This is a genomic window from Pseudomonas nitroreducens (genome assembly GCF_014204515.1).
Taxonomy (GTDB): Bacteria; Pseudomonadota; Gammaproteobacteria; order Pseudomonadales; family Pseudomonadaceae; genus Pseudomonas; species Pseudomonas nitritireducens_A.
Window position 1 is genome coordinate 1 of record NZ_JACHLI010000048.1, and the last position, 16307, is coordinate 16307.

Consider the following 16307-nt stretch of genomic DNA (forward strand, 5'->3'; position numbering starts at 1 on the left):
GCCTGCATGCGCGTGCTGATCGTGAGGCTCAACGCAATGGTCAGGGATGGCACTCAGTGGCGAACGGAGAATGGGTGAAAGACAGTTGCTCCTACGAAAGAGGCATCGACGTCAGATCCGCACCGCCGTCCCGCTCACGCTGACCATCAACATGCTGCCATTCTGTCCCACCACCTCGTAATCCAGGTCGATGCCGACCACGGCATTGGCGCCCAGCTCCTGGGCGCGTTCCTGCAGTTCCTCGAAGGCGATCTCCCGCGCCCGCCCCAATTCCTTCTCGTACGCCCCGGAGCGGCCGCCGATGATGTCGCGCAGGCCGGCGAACAGGTCACGGAACACGTTGGCGCCGAGGATCGCCTCGCCGACCACGATGCCGCGGTATTCCTGGATGGTCTTGCCCTCGATGGTGGGCGTGGTGGTCAGGATCATGGGCTGGCTCCTCTGCTGGGCAAATCCAGCATAGCCGCGCACCCAGCGAAGGCCGCGCCGGCTGTGTTTCAGCATTTGGCGAAAATCCGTGGGCAAGCTTGTGATAAAGCTGTGGACAACCTGGTGGAAAATGACACTGCGATGACGCTTTGATGAATGAGCGAAAATCGCCGCCTATTTTCACTGAAGCCGCGTATTTCGTGGCTTCAAGACCTGGATAAGGCTGAAGTGGAGATCTCCACAATGGCTGTGGAGGCGCGCTTGTCCAACCTGTGGAAAAACTGTTGGGAGATGCCTGCGGAGCTGATCGGACGGGGCTTCGCGAAAGCTGGCTATTTCTTGATCAGTACAGCTTTTTCAAGCACTTGCGAGCCTGTGTAGCAATTTCGGCGGATTCCCTGTGCATGATCTCTCCAGCGCTATCCCCGGTTTATGTTGAGTCTCTTGTGCGCGTCCTGTGGAAAACATCGCCTGGGTCACGTTCGGCGGGCTTTCCACGAAGCTGTTCAAGGATTGACCAGTGGCGCCGGCAAACGACTGATCCACAGCGACTTTTCCCCAGTGGCGGGGGCTGCAGGAAACTTTCCACAATGCCTGTGGGGCGAATCTTTCAGAACGTGTGGACAACCTGTACCCAGATCGCTGCAGGCCAGGCGGGGCGGGCGTCCATCGCGTCAGTACGTTTTTTGAGCAAATGGCGAAAGTCGCGCCAATACTGGCTTGCGGCGAATTTTGCGCTGGGTTTTCCACATCCGCTGTGCAGCGTTCTGCCAGGAACTTGTGGGCGGTTTGTGGATGGATCGCTGGGAAGCCCGCGGCCGCTGGCCCGCGCCAGACTGGTCAATATTTGTCCAGGGTTGCAGGGCCGGCTGCCTATACTTGAAACACCCTGGGGGCGGGAGATTCAGCATGTCCAGTTACTCGGTGGAACAGATCCGCACCGTGGCCCTGGTCGGCCACGGCGACAGCGGCAAGACCCTGCTTGCCGAAGCGCTGCTGCAGCACGCCGGCGCCATCCCCAGCATGGGCTCACTGGAGCGCGGCGACACCCTGTGCGACTCCGACCCCCTGGAGCGCGAGTATCACCACTCCCTGGCCGCCGCCCTGGCGCACTTCGAGCACGAGGGCGCCCACGTCCGCCTGATCGACACCCCCGGCTATCCCGACTTCATCGGCCACGCGCTGCCGGCGCTGGCGGCGGTGGAAACCGCGCTGGTGGTGGTGAATGCGCAGAACGGCATCGAACTGACTACCCGCCGCATGATGGACTGGGCCGGCGAGCGCGGCCTGTGCCGCATGCTGGTGGTGAACAAGATCGACGCCGAGCGCATCGACCTGCCGGGTCTGCTGGCGCGTTTGCGCGAAGCATTCGGCAAGGAGGTATTGCCGATCAATCTGCCCGCCGAGAGCGGCGCGCGGGTGGCAGACTGCTTCTTCAATCCCGATGGCGCGGCCGACTTCTCCTCCGTGGCCGAGGCGCACCAGGCGCTGGTGGACCAGGTGGTGGAGGTGGACGAGGCGCTGATGGCGCATTACCTGGAGGAGGGCGAGGTGGCGCCCGAGGCGCTGCATGAACCCTTCGAACGTGCCCTGCGTGAAGGCCACCTGATTCCGCTGTGCTTCGTCTCCGCCCGCACCGGCGCCGGTGTGCCGGAGCTGGCGGATATCCTCGCGCGACTGGCGCCCAATCCCACCGAGGGCAACCCGCCGCTGCTCCTGCGCACCGACGACCAGGGCGCGGAGAATCCGGTGACCTGCCACCCCGATCCCAAGGCCCACGTGCTGGCCCATGTGTTCAAGGTGGTGATCGATCCCTTTGTTGGCCGTCTCGCGGTGTTCCGCGTACACCAGGGCACGATCCGCCGGGAAATGCAGCTGTTCGCCGGCGATGGACGCAAGCCGTTCAAGGTCGGCCACCTGCTGCGCCTGCAGGGAAAGAAGCACGAGGAGGCGCCGTGGCTGATTCCCGGTGACTTCGGCGCGCTGAGCAAGGTCGACGAACTGGAGTACGGCGTGGTGCTGCACGATTCCCACGACGAGGACCATATCCACCTCAAGCCCCTGGATTTCCCCACGCCCATGCAGGGACTGGCGATCGAGGCGAGCCGGCGTGGCGATGAGCAGCGCCTGGCGGAAATCCTTCAGCGCCTGCAGGCCGAAGACCCCTGCGTGCGCCTGGACTACAACGCGTCCACCCAGGAAACCGTGTTGCGCGGCATGGGCGAGATGCATCTGCGCTACCTGCTGGAGCGCATGGCCGGGCAGTACAAGCTGGAGGTGCAGACCCGTGCGCCCAGCGTGCCCTACCGGGAAACGGCGACCCGCAGCGCCGAGGGCCACAGCCGGCACAAGAAGCAGACCGGCGGGGCAGGGCAGTTCGGCGAGGTGTTCCTGCGCATCGAACCGCTGCCGCGTGGCGAAGGCTTCGCCTTCGTCGATGCGATCAAGGGCGGGGTGATTCCCGGCAACTTCCTGCCCTCGGTGGAGAAGGGTGTGCGCTCGGCGCTGGCGGCTGGCCCGCTGGCCGGCTTCCCGGTTGAGGATGTGAAGGTCACGGTCTACGACGGCAAGAGCCACTCGGTGGACTCCAAGGACATCGCCTTCCAGGCCGCCGGGCGCAAGGCCATGCTCGATGCGCTGCGCAATGCCGGCGGCATCGTGCTGGAGCCGGTGATGCAGATCGAGGTGACCACGCCGGACACCCATCTGGGCGATATCACCGCCGATCTTACCGGCCGCCGTGGCCAGGTGCTGGGCACCGAGTCGCTGTCGACCAGCGTCGCGCTGGTGCGCGGGCAGGTGCCGCTGGCGGAGCTGGACGGCTATGCCAACCGACTGAAGTCCATCACTGCCGGCCAAGGCCTCTACAGCCTTGCCGCCAGCCACTACAGCGCCGTCCCGCAGGACGTGCAGCAACGCCTGTCCAGTGGCTACAAGGCGGTCCCGGAAGAAGACTGAGCGAATGTGGATATTCGTCGCGGCGGTTGCCCGAAAAGGCCCGTGGCTGGGCGTCCGCGCGCTCCTGTCCGACGTTTTCGCCGACAGAGCGAAAGTCAGCTGGCATGCGGGTTGCAGACGGGATCGAGGCGGCCAGACGGTTCGGCCGGAGGTGTCTCCGGCCTTGCGCCGGAACACCTTCAGCCTGTGGATAACTCGGTGGGTAACGTGTGGGGCAGGTGGGGGCAGGCTGTGATCAGTACTCGATCACCACGTCGCCCTTGGGCACGCTGCAGCAGGACAGGATGTAGCCTTCGGCAACGTCTTCGTCGGTGATCCCGCCGTTGTGTTCCATCTCTACCTCGCCGGAACGCTTCATCACCTTGCAGGTGCCGCAGATGCCCATGCCGCAGGCCTTGGGAATGTGCAGGCCGAGCTGCGCGGCGGCGGCGTGGACGGTCTCGCCCGGCGCCACGCGGATGCTCTTGCCGGTCTCGCAGAACTCCACCAGGTTCTGCTCGGCCAGCGGCACGGCCGGCGCCTCGGCGGCTTCGGCGGCCAGTTCCTTCACGTCGGCGCGCACTTCCGGCGGGGTCGGGCCGAAGGCCTCCTCGTGGTAGCGCGACATGTCGTAGCCCTCGGCTTCGAGCAGGCGCTTGACCGCGTGCATGTAGGGCGTCGGCCCGCAGCAGAAGACTTCGCGCTCGAGGTAGTCCGGCGCCATCAGCTGCAGCATCGCCTTGTTCAGGAAGCCCCGGTAGCCAGCCCAGGACTCGCCCATCTCGTACTTCTCGCAGACCAGGTACAGCTTGAAGTTGTTGATCCGCGAGTTCATGTGCTCCAGCTCGCGGTGATAGATGATGTCCTTGGGTGTGCGCGCGCTGTGCACGAAGACCATGTCGACGTTGGCGTTGGTGTCGAAGAACCAGCGCGACATCGACATCACCGGGGTGATGCCGACGCCGCCGGAGAGGAACAGCACCTTCTCGGCGGGAAAATCGATGGCGTTGAAGTTGCCCACCGGCCCGTGCACCGGGATCTGGTCGCCTTCCTTGAGGTTGTCGTGCAGCCAGTTCGACACCTTGCCGCCGGGCACGCGCTTGATGGTGATGGAGAAGCTGTAGGGCACCGAGGGCGAGCTGGAGATGGTGTAGGAACGCATGATTGGCTGGCCGTCGATCTCCAGTTCCAGGGTGACGAACTGCCCAGGCTTGAAGAAGAACATGATCGGCGCGTCGGCCATGAAGCAGAAGGTGCGCACATCCCAGGTTTCCTGGATGGCCTTGACGCAGCGCACCAGGTGGCGGCCGTTGGCCCAGGTCTGGGTGTTGACCGGGTTGAGGAAGGTGTTCGTCGACATGCTGTCTCTCCGCGCACGCGGGCCGTGCTGGGCCTGATGGGGCAGCGCCGGGGCCCGTCTGTCTGCGTCGTCCGGACGCAGAAGGCTCGGGGCCTGTCGGCATGCCTGATGGGGCGGATTGTGTGCACGACGCCGGCCTGCGCATTTACCTGCCAGCGACATTTGCATGCTTATCGCGACCTGCCGCCTGGGGCGCGCCATTGCGCGTCGGGAAATGACGTGGCCGTGTCGCCCATGGATAAGGGTTCCTACGGGGCGCGGCCCCACACTCAGCCTCATGCCGAGCAACCCCCCAAGGTTGAACGAGACGGCGGGAAACGGCGCACTCGGCGCGCCTGGCACCTGCTGCAATTGCCCTGCGTGGCAAACCGTATCAGCCACTTATTTCCGCCAGCAGCCGATGCGGCTGCGGCATGAGGACCTAGCAATGGACGTCACCACTACCCTGAGTCTGGGCGACCCGCTGGAACCGGCCCGCAAGGCCACCGCCGAGATGCTGCGCAGCCGCGACCACAGCTTCTCGCTGCCGCAGCCCTTCTACAACGACGAGCGCCTGTTCCAGCTGGACATGCAGGAGATCTTCCACAAGGAGTGGTTGATCGCCGGCATGACCTGCGAGATCCCCGCCAAGGGCAACTTCCTCACCCTGCAGATCGGCGACAACCCGGTGATCGTTCTACGTGGCGCCGAGGGCAAGATCCACGCCTTCCACAACGTCTGCCGCCACCGCGGCTCGCGCCTGTGCGTCAGCGACAAGGGCAAGGTCGCCAAGCTGGTCTGCCCCTACCACCAGTGGACCTACGAGCTGGACGGCCGCCTGCTGTTCGCCGGCACCGAGATGGGCACCGACTTCGACATGAAGGACTACAGCCTGAAACCGGTGAACGTGAAGACCGCCGGCGGCTACATCTTCATCTCGCTGTCGGAGAATCCGCCGGCCATCGATGACTTCCTGCGTACGCTCGAGCACTACATGGAGCCGTACGACATGGAGAACACCAAGGTCGCGGTGCAGACCACGCTGATGGAAAAGGCCAACTGGAAGCTGGTGCTGGAGAACAACCGCGAGTGCTACCACTGCAACGGGTCGCATCCGGAGCTGCTCAACACCCTGCTGGAGTGGGACGACGTCACCGATCCGCGCGCCAGCCAGGCGTTCAAGGACCAGGTCGCCGCCTGTACCACCGCCTGGGAGGCCGAGAAGATCCCCTACGCCCATGAAAGCTTCGGCCTGCGCAACCGCATCGTGCGCATGCCGCTGCTGCAGGGCACCGTGTCCATGACCATGGACGGCAAGCAGGGCAGCAAGAAGCTCATGGGCCGCATCCAGAACCCGGACCTGGGCTCGATGCGCATCCTGCACCTGCCGCATTCGTGGAACCACTGCATGGGCGACCACCTGATCGTCTTTACCGTGTGGCCGATCAGCGCGCAGCAGACGATGGTCACCACCAAGTGGCTGGTACACAAGGACGCGGTGGAAGGCGTCGACTATGACGTGGCGCGCCTGCGCGAAGTCTGGGACGCCACCAACGACCAGGACCGTCGCCTGGCTGAGGAGAACCAGCGCGGCATCAACTCCACCGCCTACCAGCCGGGGCCTTACTCCAAGACCTACGAGTTCGGCGTGATCAACTTCCTCGACTGGTACAGCGAGCGGATGCTCAACAACCTGGGCGAGGAGTCCGCCCACGCCCGCCTGGTCGCCGAGAAGTAAGCCCCGCCCAACCAGCGCCCCCGTTCCCGGGGGCGTTTTCGTTATGCGCTGTCGTTACCGAGGAAGCCACGTGGACGCCATGCTCTTCTACAGCAGCTCCGCTTTCGTCACCGGCCTGGTGGCGTGGAACCTCTTTGCCTGCTGGCGCAAGCGCTGAATTTCGGCCGAGCGACGCGCTCGCCTGCCCTTTGTAGGAGCGAGCTTGCTCGCGAACCTCTTCCCGTAAGGCTCCGTGCCGCCGCCGTATCACCCTCTCCCTAACCCTCTCCCTGAAGGGAGAGGGGACTGTAAAGCATCAAGCGAAACTCTAAGCGAGCCGGCTACTCCGAGCAGCGCCGCGCCCCGCAATGAAGAGCGTTCGCGAGCAAGAACTGGGCGTCCCCCTCGCTCCCACAGGTTCTGTGCAGCCCGCAGTTCGTGACCTCCAGCCCCCACATTCCCCAGCACGACGCAAACGCTGTCGCCCGTGTCGTGAGGTTGACGCTTTCGGCACGACCCTGGTCGTTTTCGAACCGGGTCGCCTCCGGGGGCAGGGATATCCTGCCTGCAAAGCGTCGGCACAAGTCCCGTCGCACCAGCCTTGCCTGAATAGAGAGACGCCAAGATGAGCCCAGCCGAACTTCACGCCGACAGCATCGTCATCGATGGTCTGATCATCGCCAAATGGAACCGCGAGCTGTTCGAGGACATGCGCAAGGGCGGACTGACCGCCGCCAACTGCACCGTGTCGGTGTGGGAAGGCTTCCAGGCGACGGTGAACAACATCGTCTCCAGCAGCAAGCTGATCCGCGACAACAGCGACCTGGTGCTGCAGGTACGCACCACCGCCGACATCCGCAAGGCCAAGGAACAGGGCAAGACCGGCATCCTCTTCGGCTTCCAGAACGCCCATGCGTTCGAGGACCAGCTGGGCTACGTCGAGGTGTTCAAGCAGCTGGGCGTGGGCATCGTGCAGATGTGCTACAACACCCAGAACCTGGTCGGCACCGGCTGCTACGAGCGCGACGGCGGCCTCTCCGGCTTCGGCCGCGAGATCGTCGCGGAGATGAACCGCGTCGGCATCATGTGCGACCTGTCCCACGTCGGCTCGAAGACCTCCGAGGAAGTCATCCTCGAGTCGAAGAAGCCCGTCACCTATTCCCACTGCCTGCCGTCGGGCCTGAAAGAACACCCGCGCAACAAGTCCGACGCCGAGCTGAAGTTCATCGCCGACCACGGCGGCTTCGTCGGCGTGACCATGTTCGCGCCGTTCCTCGCCAAGGGCATCGACTCGACCATCGACGACTACGCCGAAGCCATCGAGTACGTGATGAACCTCGTCGGCGAGGATGCCATCGGCATCGGCACCGACTTCACCCAGGGCCACGGCCAGGACTTCTTCGAGTGGCTGACCCACGACAAGGGTTACGCCCGCCGCCTCACCAGCTTCGGCAAGATCGTCAACCCGCTGGGCATCCGCACCGTGGGCGAATTCCCCAACCTCACCGAGACCCTGCTCAAGCGCGGCATGCCCGAGCGCGTGGTGCGCAAGGTCATGGGCGAGAACTGGGTCAGGGTCCTCGGCGAAGTCTGGGGCGAGTAAGCCGCTTTTCCCCCTCTCCCTCCGGGAGAGGGCCGGGGTGAGGGCCAACCGCGCTCACCCGTAGTCCCCCTCATCCCCACCCTCTGCTCAGGCAAGAGGGAGCCAGAGAATTGGAGCGAAACACCATGGCCAAACACGCCCCCGAACTGCCCATCGAAGTCGACAGCGAAACCGGCGTCTGGACCACCGACGCCCTGCCGATGCTCTACGTACCGCGGCACTTCTTCGTCAACAACCACATGGGCATCGAGGAAGAGCTGGGCGCCGAGCGCTATGCCGAAATCCTCTACAAGGCCGGCTACAAGTCCGCCTGGCACTGGTGCGAGAAGGAAGCCGAGTGCCACGGCCTGGTCGGCGTCGAAGTCTTCGAGCACTACATGAAGCGCCTGTCCCAGCGCGGCTGGGGCCTGTTCCAGATCGAGCAGATCGATCTCGACAAAGGCACCGCCCAGGTGCGCCTGAAGCACTCGGCCTTCGTCTACGTCTACGGCAAGGTCAACCGCAAGGTCGACTACATGTTCACCGGCTGGTTCGCCGGCGCCATGGACCAGATTCTCCAGGCGCGCGGCAGTGACCTGCGCACCGTGGCCGAGCAGGTCTACAGCGGCTCCGAGGAAGGCCACGACGACGGCCTGTTCGTCGTCAAGCCGCTCTGACCTGATCTTCGTAGGAGCGAGCCTGCTCGCGAACCAGCGGCCCTCGGGGCCGCCAGACAACAAGAAACCTCTGATCCCGTGAGGATGCCGCAATGGCTTTCGAGGCAATGTTCCAGCCGATCCAGATCGGCAAGCTGACCATCCGCAACCGCGTGCTCTCCACCGCCCACGCCGAAGTGATCGCCACCGATGGTGGCATGACTACCGAGCGCTACGTGAAGTACTACGAGGAGAAAGCCAAGGGCGGCATCGGCCTGGCCATCTGCGGCGGCTCCTCGGTCGTATCCAGCGACAGCCCGCAGGAGTGGTGGAGTTCGGTGAACCTCTCCACCGACCGCATCATCCCGCACTTCCAGAACCTGGCCGACGCCATGCACAAGCATGGCGCCAAGATCATGATCCAGATTACCCACATGGGCCGCCGCTCGCGCTGGGATGGCTTCAACTGGCCGACCCTGATGTCGCCCTCGGGCGTGCGCGAGCCGGTGCACCGGGCCACCTGCAAGACCATCGAGATCGAGGAAATCTGGCGGGTGATCGGCGATTTCGCCCAGGCGGCCCGCCGCGCCAAGGCCGGGGGCCTGGACGGTGTCGAGCTGTCCGCCGTGCACCAGCACATGATCGACCAGTTCTGGAGCCCGCGCGTCAACAAGCGCACCGACGAATGGGGCGGTACTTTCGAGGGGCGGATGAAGTTCGGCCTGGAAGTGCTCAAGGCCGTGCGCCAGGAAGTCGGCGACGACTTCTGTGTCGGCCTGCGTATCTCCGGTGACGAGTTCCATCCGGATGGCCTGTCCCACGAGGACATGAAGCAGATCGCCAAGTACTACAGCGACACTGGCATGCTCGACTTCATTGGCGTGGTCGGCTCCGGCGCGGACACCCACAACACCCTGGCCAACGTCATCCCCAACATGAGCTTCCCGCCGGAGCCGTTCCTGCACCTGGCCGCCGGCATCAAGGAAGTGGTCAACGTGCCGGTGCTGCACGCGCAGAACATCAAGGACCCGAACCAGGCCACGCGCATCCTCGAAGGCGGCTACGTCGACATGGTCGGCATGACCCGTGCGCACATCGCCGACCCGCACCTGATCGCCAAGATCAAGATGGGCCAGGTCGACCAGATCAAGCAGTGCGTCGGCGCCAACTACTGCATCGACCGCCAGTACCAGGGCCTGGACGTGCTGTGCATCCAGAACGCCGCGACCACCCGCGAGTACATGGGCCTGCCGCACATCATCGAGAAGACCACCGGCGTCAAGCGCAAGGTGGTGGTGGTCGGTGGTGGTCCGGCCGGCATGGAAGCGGCGCGCGTCGCCGCCGAGCGCGGTCACGACGTCACCCTGTTCGAGAAGAAGGACCAGCTCGGCGGGCAGATCACCATCGCCTCGAAAGCCCCGCAGCGTGACCAGATCGCCGGCATCACCCGCTGGTACCAGTTGGAGCTGGCGCGGCTGAACGTCGACCTGCGCCTGGGCACCGGCGCGGACGCCGACACCATCCTCGACCTGCGCCCCGACGTGGTGGTGCTGGCCAACGGCGGCCATCCGTTCGTCGAACAGAACGAGCACTGGGGCGCCGCCGACGGGCTGGTAGTCAGCAGCTGGGATGTGCTCGACGGCAAGGTGGCGCCGGGCAGGAACGTGCTGGTCTACGACACCATCTGCGAGTTCGGCGGCATGTCGGCGGCGGACTTCCTTGCCGACAAGGGTTCCCAGGTCGAAATCGTCACCGACGACATCAAGCCGGGTGTGGCCATGGGCGGCACCACCTTCCCGACCTACTACCGCAGCATGTACCCCAAGGAAGTGATCATGACCGGTGACCTGATGCTGGAAAAGGTCTACCGCGAGGGCGACAAGCTGGTGGCGGTGCTGGAGAACGAATACACCGGCGCGAAAGAGGAGCGGGTGGTTGACCAGGTCGTCGTGGAGAACGGCGTACGTCCGGACGAGAGTCTGTACTACGCGCTCAAGCAGGGCTCGCGCAACAAGGGCCAGATCGACGTCGAGGCGCTGTTCGCGATCAAGCCGCAGCCGTGTCTCGCCGAGCCGGGCGACGGCTACCTGCTGTTCCGCATCGGCGACTGTGTGGCCCCGCGCAACACCCACGCGGCGATCTACGACGCGCTGCGTCTGTGCAAGGACTTCTAAGACACGCCTCGTGATGTCCGGTTGGCACGGACAGCCCCCTCTCCCTTCAGGGAGAGGGTTGGGGAGAGGGTGGTGGGCCGGGTGACTGAACCGACCGGAAACACCCTCTCCCCCCGCCCTCTCCCGCCAGCGGGAGAGGGAGCTTGTCCAGCGCCCCCTGAGGTCCCGTAGGGAGACCCATAACAATGCTCAACATCATCCTCCCCATCCTGCTCTTCGCCGCCCTCGGCCTTGCCGTGCTGGGCGCCGTGAAGCGCTTCTCGATGTGGCGCCGCGGCCGACCCGCCCAGGTCGACTGGCTCGGCGGCCTGCTGAAGATGCCGCGCCGCTACCTGGTGGACCTGCACCACGTGGTCGAGCGCGACAAGTACATGTCGAAGACCCACGTGGCCACCGCCGGCGGCTTCGTTCTGGCTGCGCTGCTGGCCATCCTGGTGCATGGTTTCGGCCTGCACAGCCGCATTCTCGGCTTCGCCCTGCTGGCCGCCACCGCGCTGATGTTCGGCGGTGCGCTGTTCGTCGCCAGGCGTCGCCTCGACCCGCCGTCGCGGCTGTCGAAAGGTCCGTGGATGCGCCTGCCGAAAAGCCTGCTGATGTTCTCGGCGAGCTTCTTCATTGCCACCCTGCCGGTGGCCGGCATCCTGCCCGAAGGTTTCGGTGGCTGGTTCCTCGCGGCGATCCTCGCGGTGGGCGTGGCCTGGGGCGTGTCCGAGCTGTTCTTCGGCATGACCTGGGGCGGCCCGATGAAGCACGCCTTCGCCGGCGCCCTGCACCTGGCCTGGCATCGTCGTTCTGAGCGCTTCGGAGGCGGTCGTTCCACCGGCCTCAAGCCGCTGGATTTGCAGGACCCGATGGCGCCGCTGGGCGTCGAGAAGCCCACCGATTTCACCTGGAACCAGCTGCTCGGCTTCGACGCCTGCGTGCAGTGCGGCAAGTGCGAGGCGATGTGCCCGGCCTTCGCCGCCGGCCAGCCGCTGAACCCGAAGAAGCTCATCCAGGACATGGTCATCGGCCTGGCCGGTGGCAGTGACGCCCACTTCGCCGGTTCCCCCTATCCGGGCAAACCGCTGGGTGAACACAGTGGCGGCCCGCACCAGCCCATCGTGGCGCTGGACGGCAAGGCGCTGGTGGATGCCGACACCCTCTGGTCCTGCACCACCTGCCGCGCCTGCGTCGAGGAATGCCCGATGATGATCGAGCACGTCGACGCCATCGTCGACATGCGCCGCCACCTCACCCTGGAAAAGGGCGCGACCCCGAACAAGGGCGCCGAGGTGCTGGAAAACCTCATCGCCACCGACAACCCCGGCGGCTTCGCCCCCGGCGGCCGGCTGAACTGGGCAGCGGACCTGAACCTGCCGCTGCTGGCCGACAAGCAGGAGGCCGACGTACTGTTCTGGGTCGGCGACGGCGCCTTCGACATGCGCAACCAACGCACCCTGCGCTCCTTCGTGAAGATACTCAAGGCCGCCCACGTCGACTTCGCCGTGCTCGGCCTGGAAGAACGCGACAGCGGCGACGTGGCCCGTCGCCTGGGCGACGAAGCCACCTTCCAGACCCTGGCCAAACGCAACATCGCCACCCTGGCCAAATACCGCTTCAAGCGCATCGTCAGCTGCGACCCGCACAGCTTCCACGTGTTGAAGAACGAATACGGCGCGCTGGGCGGCAACTACCAGGTACTGCACCACACCACCTTCATCGACGAGCTGGTGCAGAAGGGTGCGCTGAACCTCGGCCAGAGCAAGGCCGCCAGTGTGACCTACCACGACCCGTGCTACCTCGGTCGCTACAACGGCGAGTACGAAGCGCCACGCAACGTGCTCAAGGCCATCGGCATCGAAGTGAAGGAAATGGCCCGCTCCGGCTTCCGCTCGCGCTGCTGCGGCGGTGGCGGCGGCGCGCCGATCACCGACATCCCCGGCAAGCAGCGGATTCCCGACATGCGCATGGTCGACATCAAGGAGACCGGCGCCGAGGTGGTGGCCGTGGGCTGCCCGCAGTGCACCGCGATGCTCGAAGGCGTGGTCGCGCCGCGCCCGGAGATCAAGGACATCGCCGAACTGGTTGCCGAGGTCCTCATCGAGGCCACCGAGGTGCCGGCAAAAAAGCCCTCGCTGGCGCGCCGTGAAGAAGCGGTGGAGGTGCATTGATGAACTCGTTGCACAGACCTGAACCTGTAGGAGCGAGCTTGCTCGCGAACCGCCCAAACTTCGGTGCTGATCCGTTCGCGAGCGAGCTCGCTCCCACGAAAAGCACCTTCGCGCTGGAGGCTCTGTCATGAGCGACATCATCCGCCGCGACCCGCGTGCCGAGTGGATCGCCCGCAACCGCCTGCATCCGCTGCACGCGGCCATGCAATCGGCCCAGGGCGGCGAGAGTCGCTGGATGGGCCCCAACGGCGTGGTGCGCAAGAACCCCCACGCGGTGGGTTTCATCGGCCCGAACGGCATCAAGCGCATCGACCGCTCCGGTGGCCAGCAAGGCACCGGCGGCAAGCGCAGCAGCGCGGCGGAAGTCGTGCAGCTGCCGCTGCTGATCCTCGAACAGCCGGCGTTCCTGATTGCCGTAGTGCCGGACATGGTCGGCGGCCGTCTTTCCAGCCACGACCGCGACCTGCTGGGCCTGGCCCGCAAGCTCGCCGGCAGCGACGGCGCGGTGCTGGCCGTGGTGTTCGGTGAGCACAAGGAATCCGCTTTCGACACGGCCGGCGTCGACCGTCTGCTACAGATCGAAGGCAACGAGTACGATGGCTACGCCCCGGAACAACGGGTGCTGGCGCTGCGCTCGGTCAACAGCCAGTTCGCCCCGCGTCACTGGCTGCTGCCGGACAGCCGCAGCGGTGGCGGCGAGCTGGGTCGGCGACTGGCTGCCAGCCTCGGCGAACGCCCGGCAACCCGCGTCTGGCAGGCCGAAGGCGAGCGCTGCGTCGGCCGTGCCGGTGCCGGCCGGCAGGACCTGCACCGCGAGCTGCCACGGCTAATCCTGGCCGCCGCCGAGTGCGCCGAGCCGGTCAGCGAGACCCGCCACGAAGCCCGCGCCGTCGAGCTGGAGAGCAAGGTCGCACGCAACCTGCCGCGTATCGAGGACCTCGGCCCGGTAGCCGTGGACCCGGCGCAGATTCCCATGGCGGAGGCGGAGTTCATCCTTTCCGGCGGCAACGGCGTGAAGGACTGGGACCTGTTCCACCGCGCAGCCGTCGCCCTCGGCGCCACCGAAGGCGCCTCCCGCGTGGCGGTGGATGACGGCCACATGCCGCGTGGCCGCCAGGTCGGCGCTACCGGTACCTGGGTCACCGCGCGGGTCTATCTGGCGGTGGGCATTTCCGGGGCGATCCAGCACCTGCAGGGCATCGGCTCCTGCGACAAGGTGGTGGCGATCAACCTGGACCCGGGCTGCGACATGATCAAACGCGCCGACCTCTCGGTGATCGGCGACTCCGCCGCGATCCTCAAGGCGCTGATGGCCCTGGCCGAAGCCCATCGCAATGGAGCGGCGCGTGATGCGGCATAACAGCAGCAGGCTTCAGGCGGCAGGCTTCAGGCAAGATCGGTATGAAGCGCGGGCGCTCAACCCATTCGTAGGGCGGATAAAGCCGCAGGCTTTATCCGCCATCACGGCCCCATCGGCGGATAACGCTGCGCGTTATTCGCCCTACGTCGAGATTGCAGCATGAACGATCTGAACATCGTCGCCCTGGTCTCCATCGGCGCCCACCCGGCGTCCGGCCGTGCGCGTCGCGCCGAGCAGGATGCCCGCGCGGTGGAACTGGGCATGGGCCTCGCTGGCAAGCGCCTGCGCGTGGTGCATGCCGGTGATGCCGGCGAAGAAGCACTGCGCGGCTACCTCGGCATGGGCCTGGACGAACTGGCGGTGCTCGAGCAGCCCGCTGGCGCTGACGCTCTCCCTGCGCTGGCGGCCTATCTGGGCGACAGCGATGCGCAGCTGGTGCTCACCGGCACCCAAGCGGAAACCGGCGAAGGCTCCGGCATGCTGCCCTTCCTGTTGGCCGAGCGCCTGGGCTGGCCGCTGGTGGTCGGCCTGGCGGAAGTGGAGAAGGTGGAAGGCGGTAGCGCCCAGGTACTGCAAGCCTTGCCCCGTGGCCAGCGCCGCCGGCTGAAGGTGCGCCTGCCCTTCGTCGCCAGCGTCGACAATGCCGCCCCGGTCGCTCGCCAGAGTGCCTTCGGCCCGGCCCGTCGTGGTTACCTGGAAGCTCATGAAGTGGAAGTGGTGGATGACCCGCTGCTCGCCGAAGGTAGCCTGCAACCGGCGCGCCCGCGGCCCAAGCGTTTGAAGGTGATCAAGGCGAAGACCGGCGCCGAACGCATGAAGGCCGCGACTGCCAAGGCTTCCGGCGGCACCGGGCAGGTGCTCAAGGACGTCACGCCCGAGGCGGGCGCCGAGGCGATCTTCAAGCTGTTGCGCGAAGAGGGCGTGATTCGCGTGTGAGCAAGGCGTTGTCGGATAGCGATCGCGGACGGAGTCCGCTCCTACGCACGGAAATTATCGTAGGAGTGGACTTTGTCCGCGATTATTCGGTCCAAATTCCGGATGCGGGACGGAAATCATTGAAATGACACGAGAATAGTCTCGTAAGCTATTGAATTGACAGTATACGGCTTGTCAGAAGATCGCCGTTTTCACTGGCCCCGCCGCGCCCCTTTCTTTATCCTCCGCACCCTTTGAAAGGCTTTGCGGAGGCTCCCCATGCTCGATTCCACCCTCGAACAACTTGAACAGCTGGTTGCCGAACTGCTGCAGCAGAACGACGTGCTGGTGCAGGACAACGCCCAGGTGCGCGAAGAGCTGCTCAAGGCCCGTGAGGAAAACGACAGCCTGCAGCTGTCCCTGATGGAGCAGGAAGAGAAGCACAACGCGACCGCCACCCGCCTGCAGGCGCTGATCCGCCGCGTCAGCGACAGCCGCGCCCACGCATGAGTGGAGACGGCGTCCGCGTCCTGCGCATCCTCGGACGCGAATACAGCGTCCGCGCGCCGGCCGGTGAAGAGCGCCGGCTGCAGGACGCGGCCGCGCTGTTGCAGGCGGAGATCACCGCCAGCAAGAAGAAATTCCCCTACGTCACCAGCAATGAGCTGATGGTGCTTTCCGCGCTCAACCTCTGCGCCCGCCAGCTCGGCGGCGAGGATCAGGAGTGCGACGAGGCGGACGCCGTGGAGCGTATCGCCGCTCTCAACCGACGGATTCTCGATCACCTGCAAAGCCAGGACTGATCCCCGCGCGCCCTTTCCCGTTGTAGGAGCGAGCTTGCTCGCGAACCTCTCCTACAGCGGAATCGCCGGGAGCGATCGAGTTCGCGAGCAAGCTCGCTCCTACTGTTCTGCTCCCATGCGCCCTAGGTCGCTGCTGTCTTGTCATGGATGATTCCGTGCCTGTGCTTACCCCTCACCCCAGCCCTCTCCCTCAGGGAGAGGGGGCAGGCCGTGCCGGCTGACACCATGGCTTCATCCTGCAC

At 65.5% G+C, this 16307-nt stretch carries 12 protein-coding genes; 10 read left to right on the forward strand and 2 right to left on the reverse strand.

What is annotated here, in order from left to right:
* Positions 1-111: 111 nt before the first annotated feature.
* Positions 112-429 (reverse strand): heavy metal-binding domain-containing protein, encoded by a 318-nt coding sequence (locus HNP46_RS33040; protein ID WP_017521552.1) that lies wholly within the window; start codon positions 427-429, stop codon positions 112-114.
* Positions 430-1338: 909 nt separating this feature from the next.
* Here HNP46_RS33040 and fusA point away from each other — a divergent pair.
* Positions 1339-3387 carry an elongation factor G gene (gene fusA / locus HNP46_RS33045; protein ID WP_184597656.1) on the forward strand — a complete coding sequence of 683 codons (2049 nt, stop codon included), beginning with the start codon at positions 1339-1341 and terminating at the stop codon, positions 3385-3387.
* Between the two features lie 235 nt (positions 3388-3622).
* Here fusA and gbcB read toward each other — a convergent pair whose 3' ends face one another.
* Complete coding sequence (gene gbcB / locus HNP46_RS33050; protein WP_038803790.1) at positions 3623-4726, reverse strand: glycine-betaine demethylase subunit GbcB; 1104 nt, start codon at positions 4724-4726, stop codon at positions 3623-3625.
* 427 nt (positions 4727-5153) lie between these two features.
* Between gbcB and gbcA the strand changes: the two genes are divergently transcribed.
* The 9 genes from gbcA (at position 5154) to HNP46_RS33095 (ending at position 16065) form a co-directional block, all read left to right on the forward strand.
* Entirely contained in the window at positions 5154-6443 is a 1290-nt protein-coding gene (gene gbcA / locus HNP46_RS33055; RefSeq protein ID WP_184597658.1) for a glycine-betaine demethylase subunit GbcA, read from the forward strand.
* A 604-nt stretch (positions 6444-7047) separates the two neighbouring features.
* Positions 7048-8025: a dipeptidase gene (locus HNP46_RS33060; protein WP_184597660.1), complete on the forward strand. Its 978-nt coding sequence runs from the start codon at positions 7048-7050 to the stop codon at positions 8023-8025.
* A gap of 125 nt (positions 8026-8150) precedes the next feature.
* Positions 8151-8681, forward strand: a complete 531-nt coding sequence (locus HNP46_RS33065) for a DUF5943 domain-containing protein (protein ID WP_184597662.1) — start codon at positions 8151-8153, stop codon at positions 8679-8681.
* 92 nt (positions 8682-8773) lie between these two features.
* Positions 8774-10834, forward strand: a complete 2061-nt coding sequence (gene dgcA / locus HNP46_RS33070) for a dimethylglycine demethylation protein DgcA (RefSeq protein ID WP_184597664.1) — start codon at positions 8774-8776, stop codon at positions 10832-10834.
* A 185-nt stretch (positions 10835-11019) separates the two neighbouring features.
* Positions 11020-12987, forward strand: a complete 1968-nt coding sequence (dgcB, locus tag HNP46_RS33075) for a dimethylglycine demethylation protein DgcB (protein WP_184597666.1) — start codon at positions 11020-11022, stop codon at positions 12985-12987.
* Positions 12988-13114: 127 nt separating this feature from the next.
* Positions 13115-14347 carry an electron transfer flavoprotein subunit alpha/FixB family protein gene (locus HNP46_RS33080; RefSeq protein WP_184597668.1) on the forward strand — a complete coding sequence of 411 codons (1233 nt, stop codon included), beginning with the start codon at positions 13115-13117 and terminating at the stop codon, positions 14345-14347.
* Between the two features lie 159 nt (positions 14348-14506).
* Positions 14507-15283 carry an electron transfer flavoprotein subunit beta gene (locus HNP46_RS33085; protein ID WP_184597670.1) on the forward strand — a complete coding sequence of 259 codons (777 nt, stop codon included), beginning with the start codon at positions 14507-14509 and terminating at the stop codon, positions 15281-15283.
* A 258-nt stretch (positions 15284-15541) separates the two neighbouring features.
* On the forward strand, positions 15542-15772 hold the full coding sequence (locus HNP46_RS33090) for a hypothetical protein (protein WP_184597672.1): 231 nt from the start codon (positions 15542-15544) through the stop codon (positions 15770-15772).
* Positions 15769-16065, forward strand: a complete 297-nt coding sequence (locus HNP46_RS33095) for a cell division protein ZapA (protein WP_184597674.1) — start codon at positions 15769-15771, stop codon at positions 16063-16065. Before HNP46_RS33090 ends, HNP46_RS33095 begins: the two co-directional genes overlap by 4 nt.
* Positions 16066-16307: the final 242 nt, after the last annotated feature.

What these genes read in the sequence shown, in the direction of transcription:
- HNP46_RS33095 (WP_184597674.1), top strand. Translation starts at nt 15,769, where the DNA reads ATGAGTGGAGACGGCGTCCGCGTCCTGCGCATCCTCGGACGCGAATAC.
- HNP46_RS33060 (WP_184597660.1), top strand. Translation starts at nt 7,048, where the DNA reads ATGAGCCCAGCCGAACTTCACGCCGACAGCATCGTCATCGATGGTCTG.
- HNP46_RS33065 (WP_184597662.1), top strand. Translation starts at nt 8,151, where the DNA reads ATGGCCAAACACGCCCCCGAACTGCCCATCGAAGTCGACAGCGAAACC.
- HNP46_RS33080 (WP_184597668.1), top strand. Translation starts at nt 13,115, where the DNA reads ATGAGCGACATCATCCGCCGCGACCCGCGTGCCGAGTGGATCGCCCGC.
- HNP46_RS33040 (WP_017521552.1), bottom strand. Translation starts at nt 429, where the DNA reads ATGATCCTGACCACCACGCCCACCATCGAGGGCAAGACCATCCAGGAA.
- gbcA (WP_184597658.1), top strand. Translation starts at nt 5,154, where the DNA reads ATGGACGTCACCACTACCCTGAGTCTGGGCGACCCGCTGGAACCGGCC.
- dgcA (WP_184597664.1), top strand. Translation starts at nt 8,774, where the DNA reads ATGGCTTTCGAGGCAATGTTCCAGCCGATCCAGATCGGCAAGCTGACC.
- fusA (WP_184597656.1), top strand. Translation starts at nt 1,339, where the DNA reads ATGTCCAGTTACTCGGTGGAACAGATCCGCACCGTGGCCCTGGTCGGC.
- HNP46_RS33090 (WP_184597672.1), top strand. Translation starts at nt 15,542, where the DNA reads ATGCTCGATTCCACCCTCGAACAACTTGAACAGCTGGTTGCCGAACTG.
- dgcB (WP_184597666.1), top strand. Translation starts at nt 11,020, where the DNA reads ATGCTCAACATCATCCTCCCCATCCTGCTCTTCGCCGCCCTCGGCCTT.
- gbcB (WP_038803790.1), bottom strand. Translation starts at nt 4,726, where the DNA reads ATGTCGACGAACACCTTCCTCAACCCGGTCAACACCCAGACCTGGGCC.
- HNP46_RS33085 (WP_184597670.1), top strand. Translation starts at nt 14,507, where the DNA reads ATGAACGATCTGAACATCGTCGCCCTGGTCTCCATCGGCGCCCACCCG.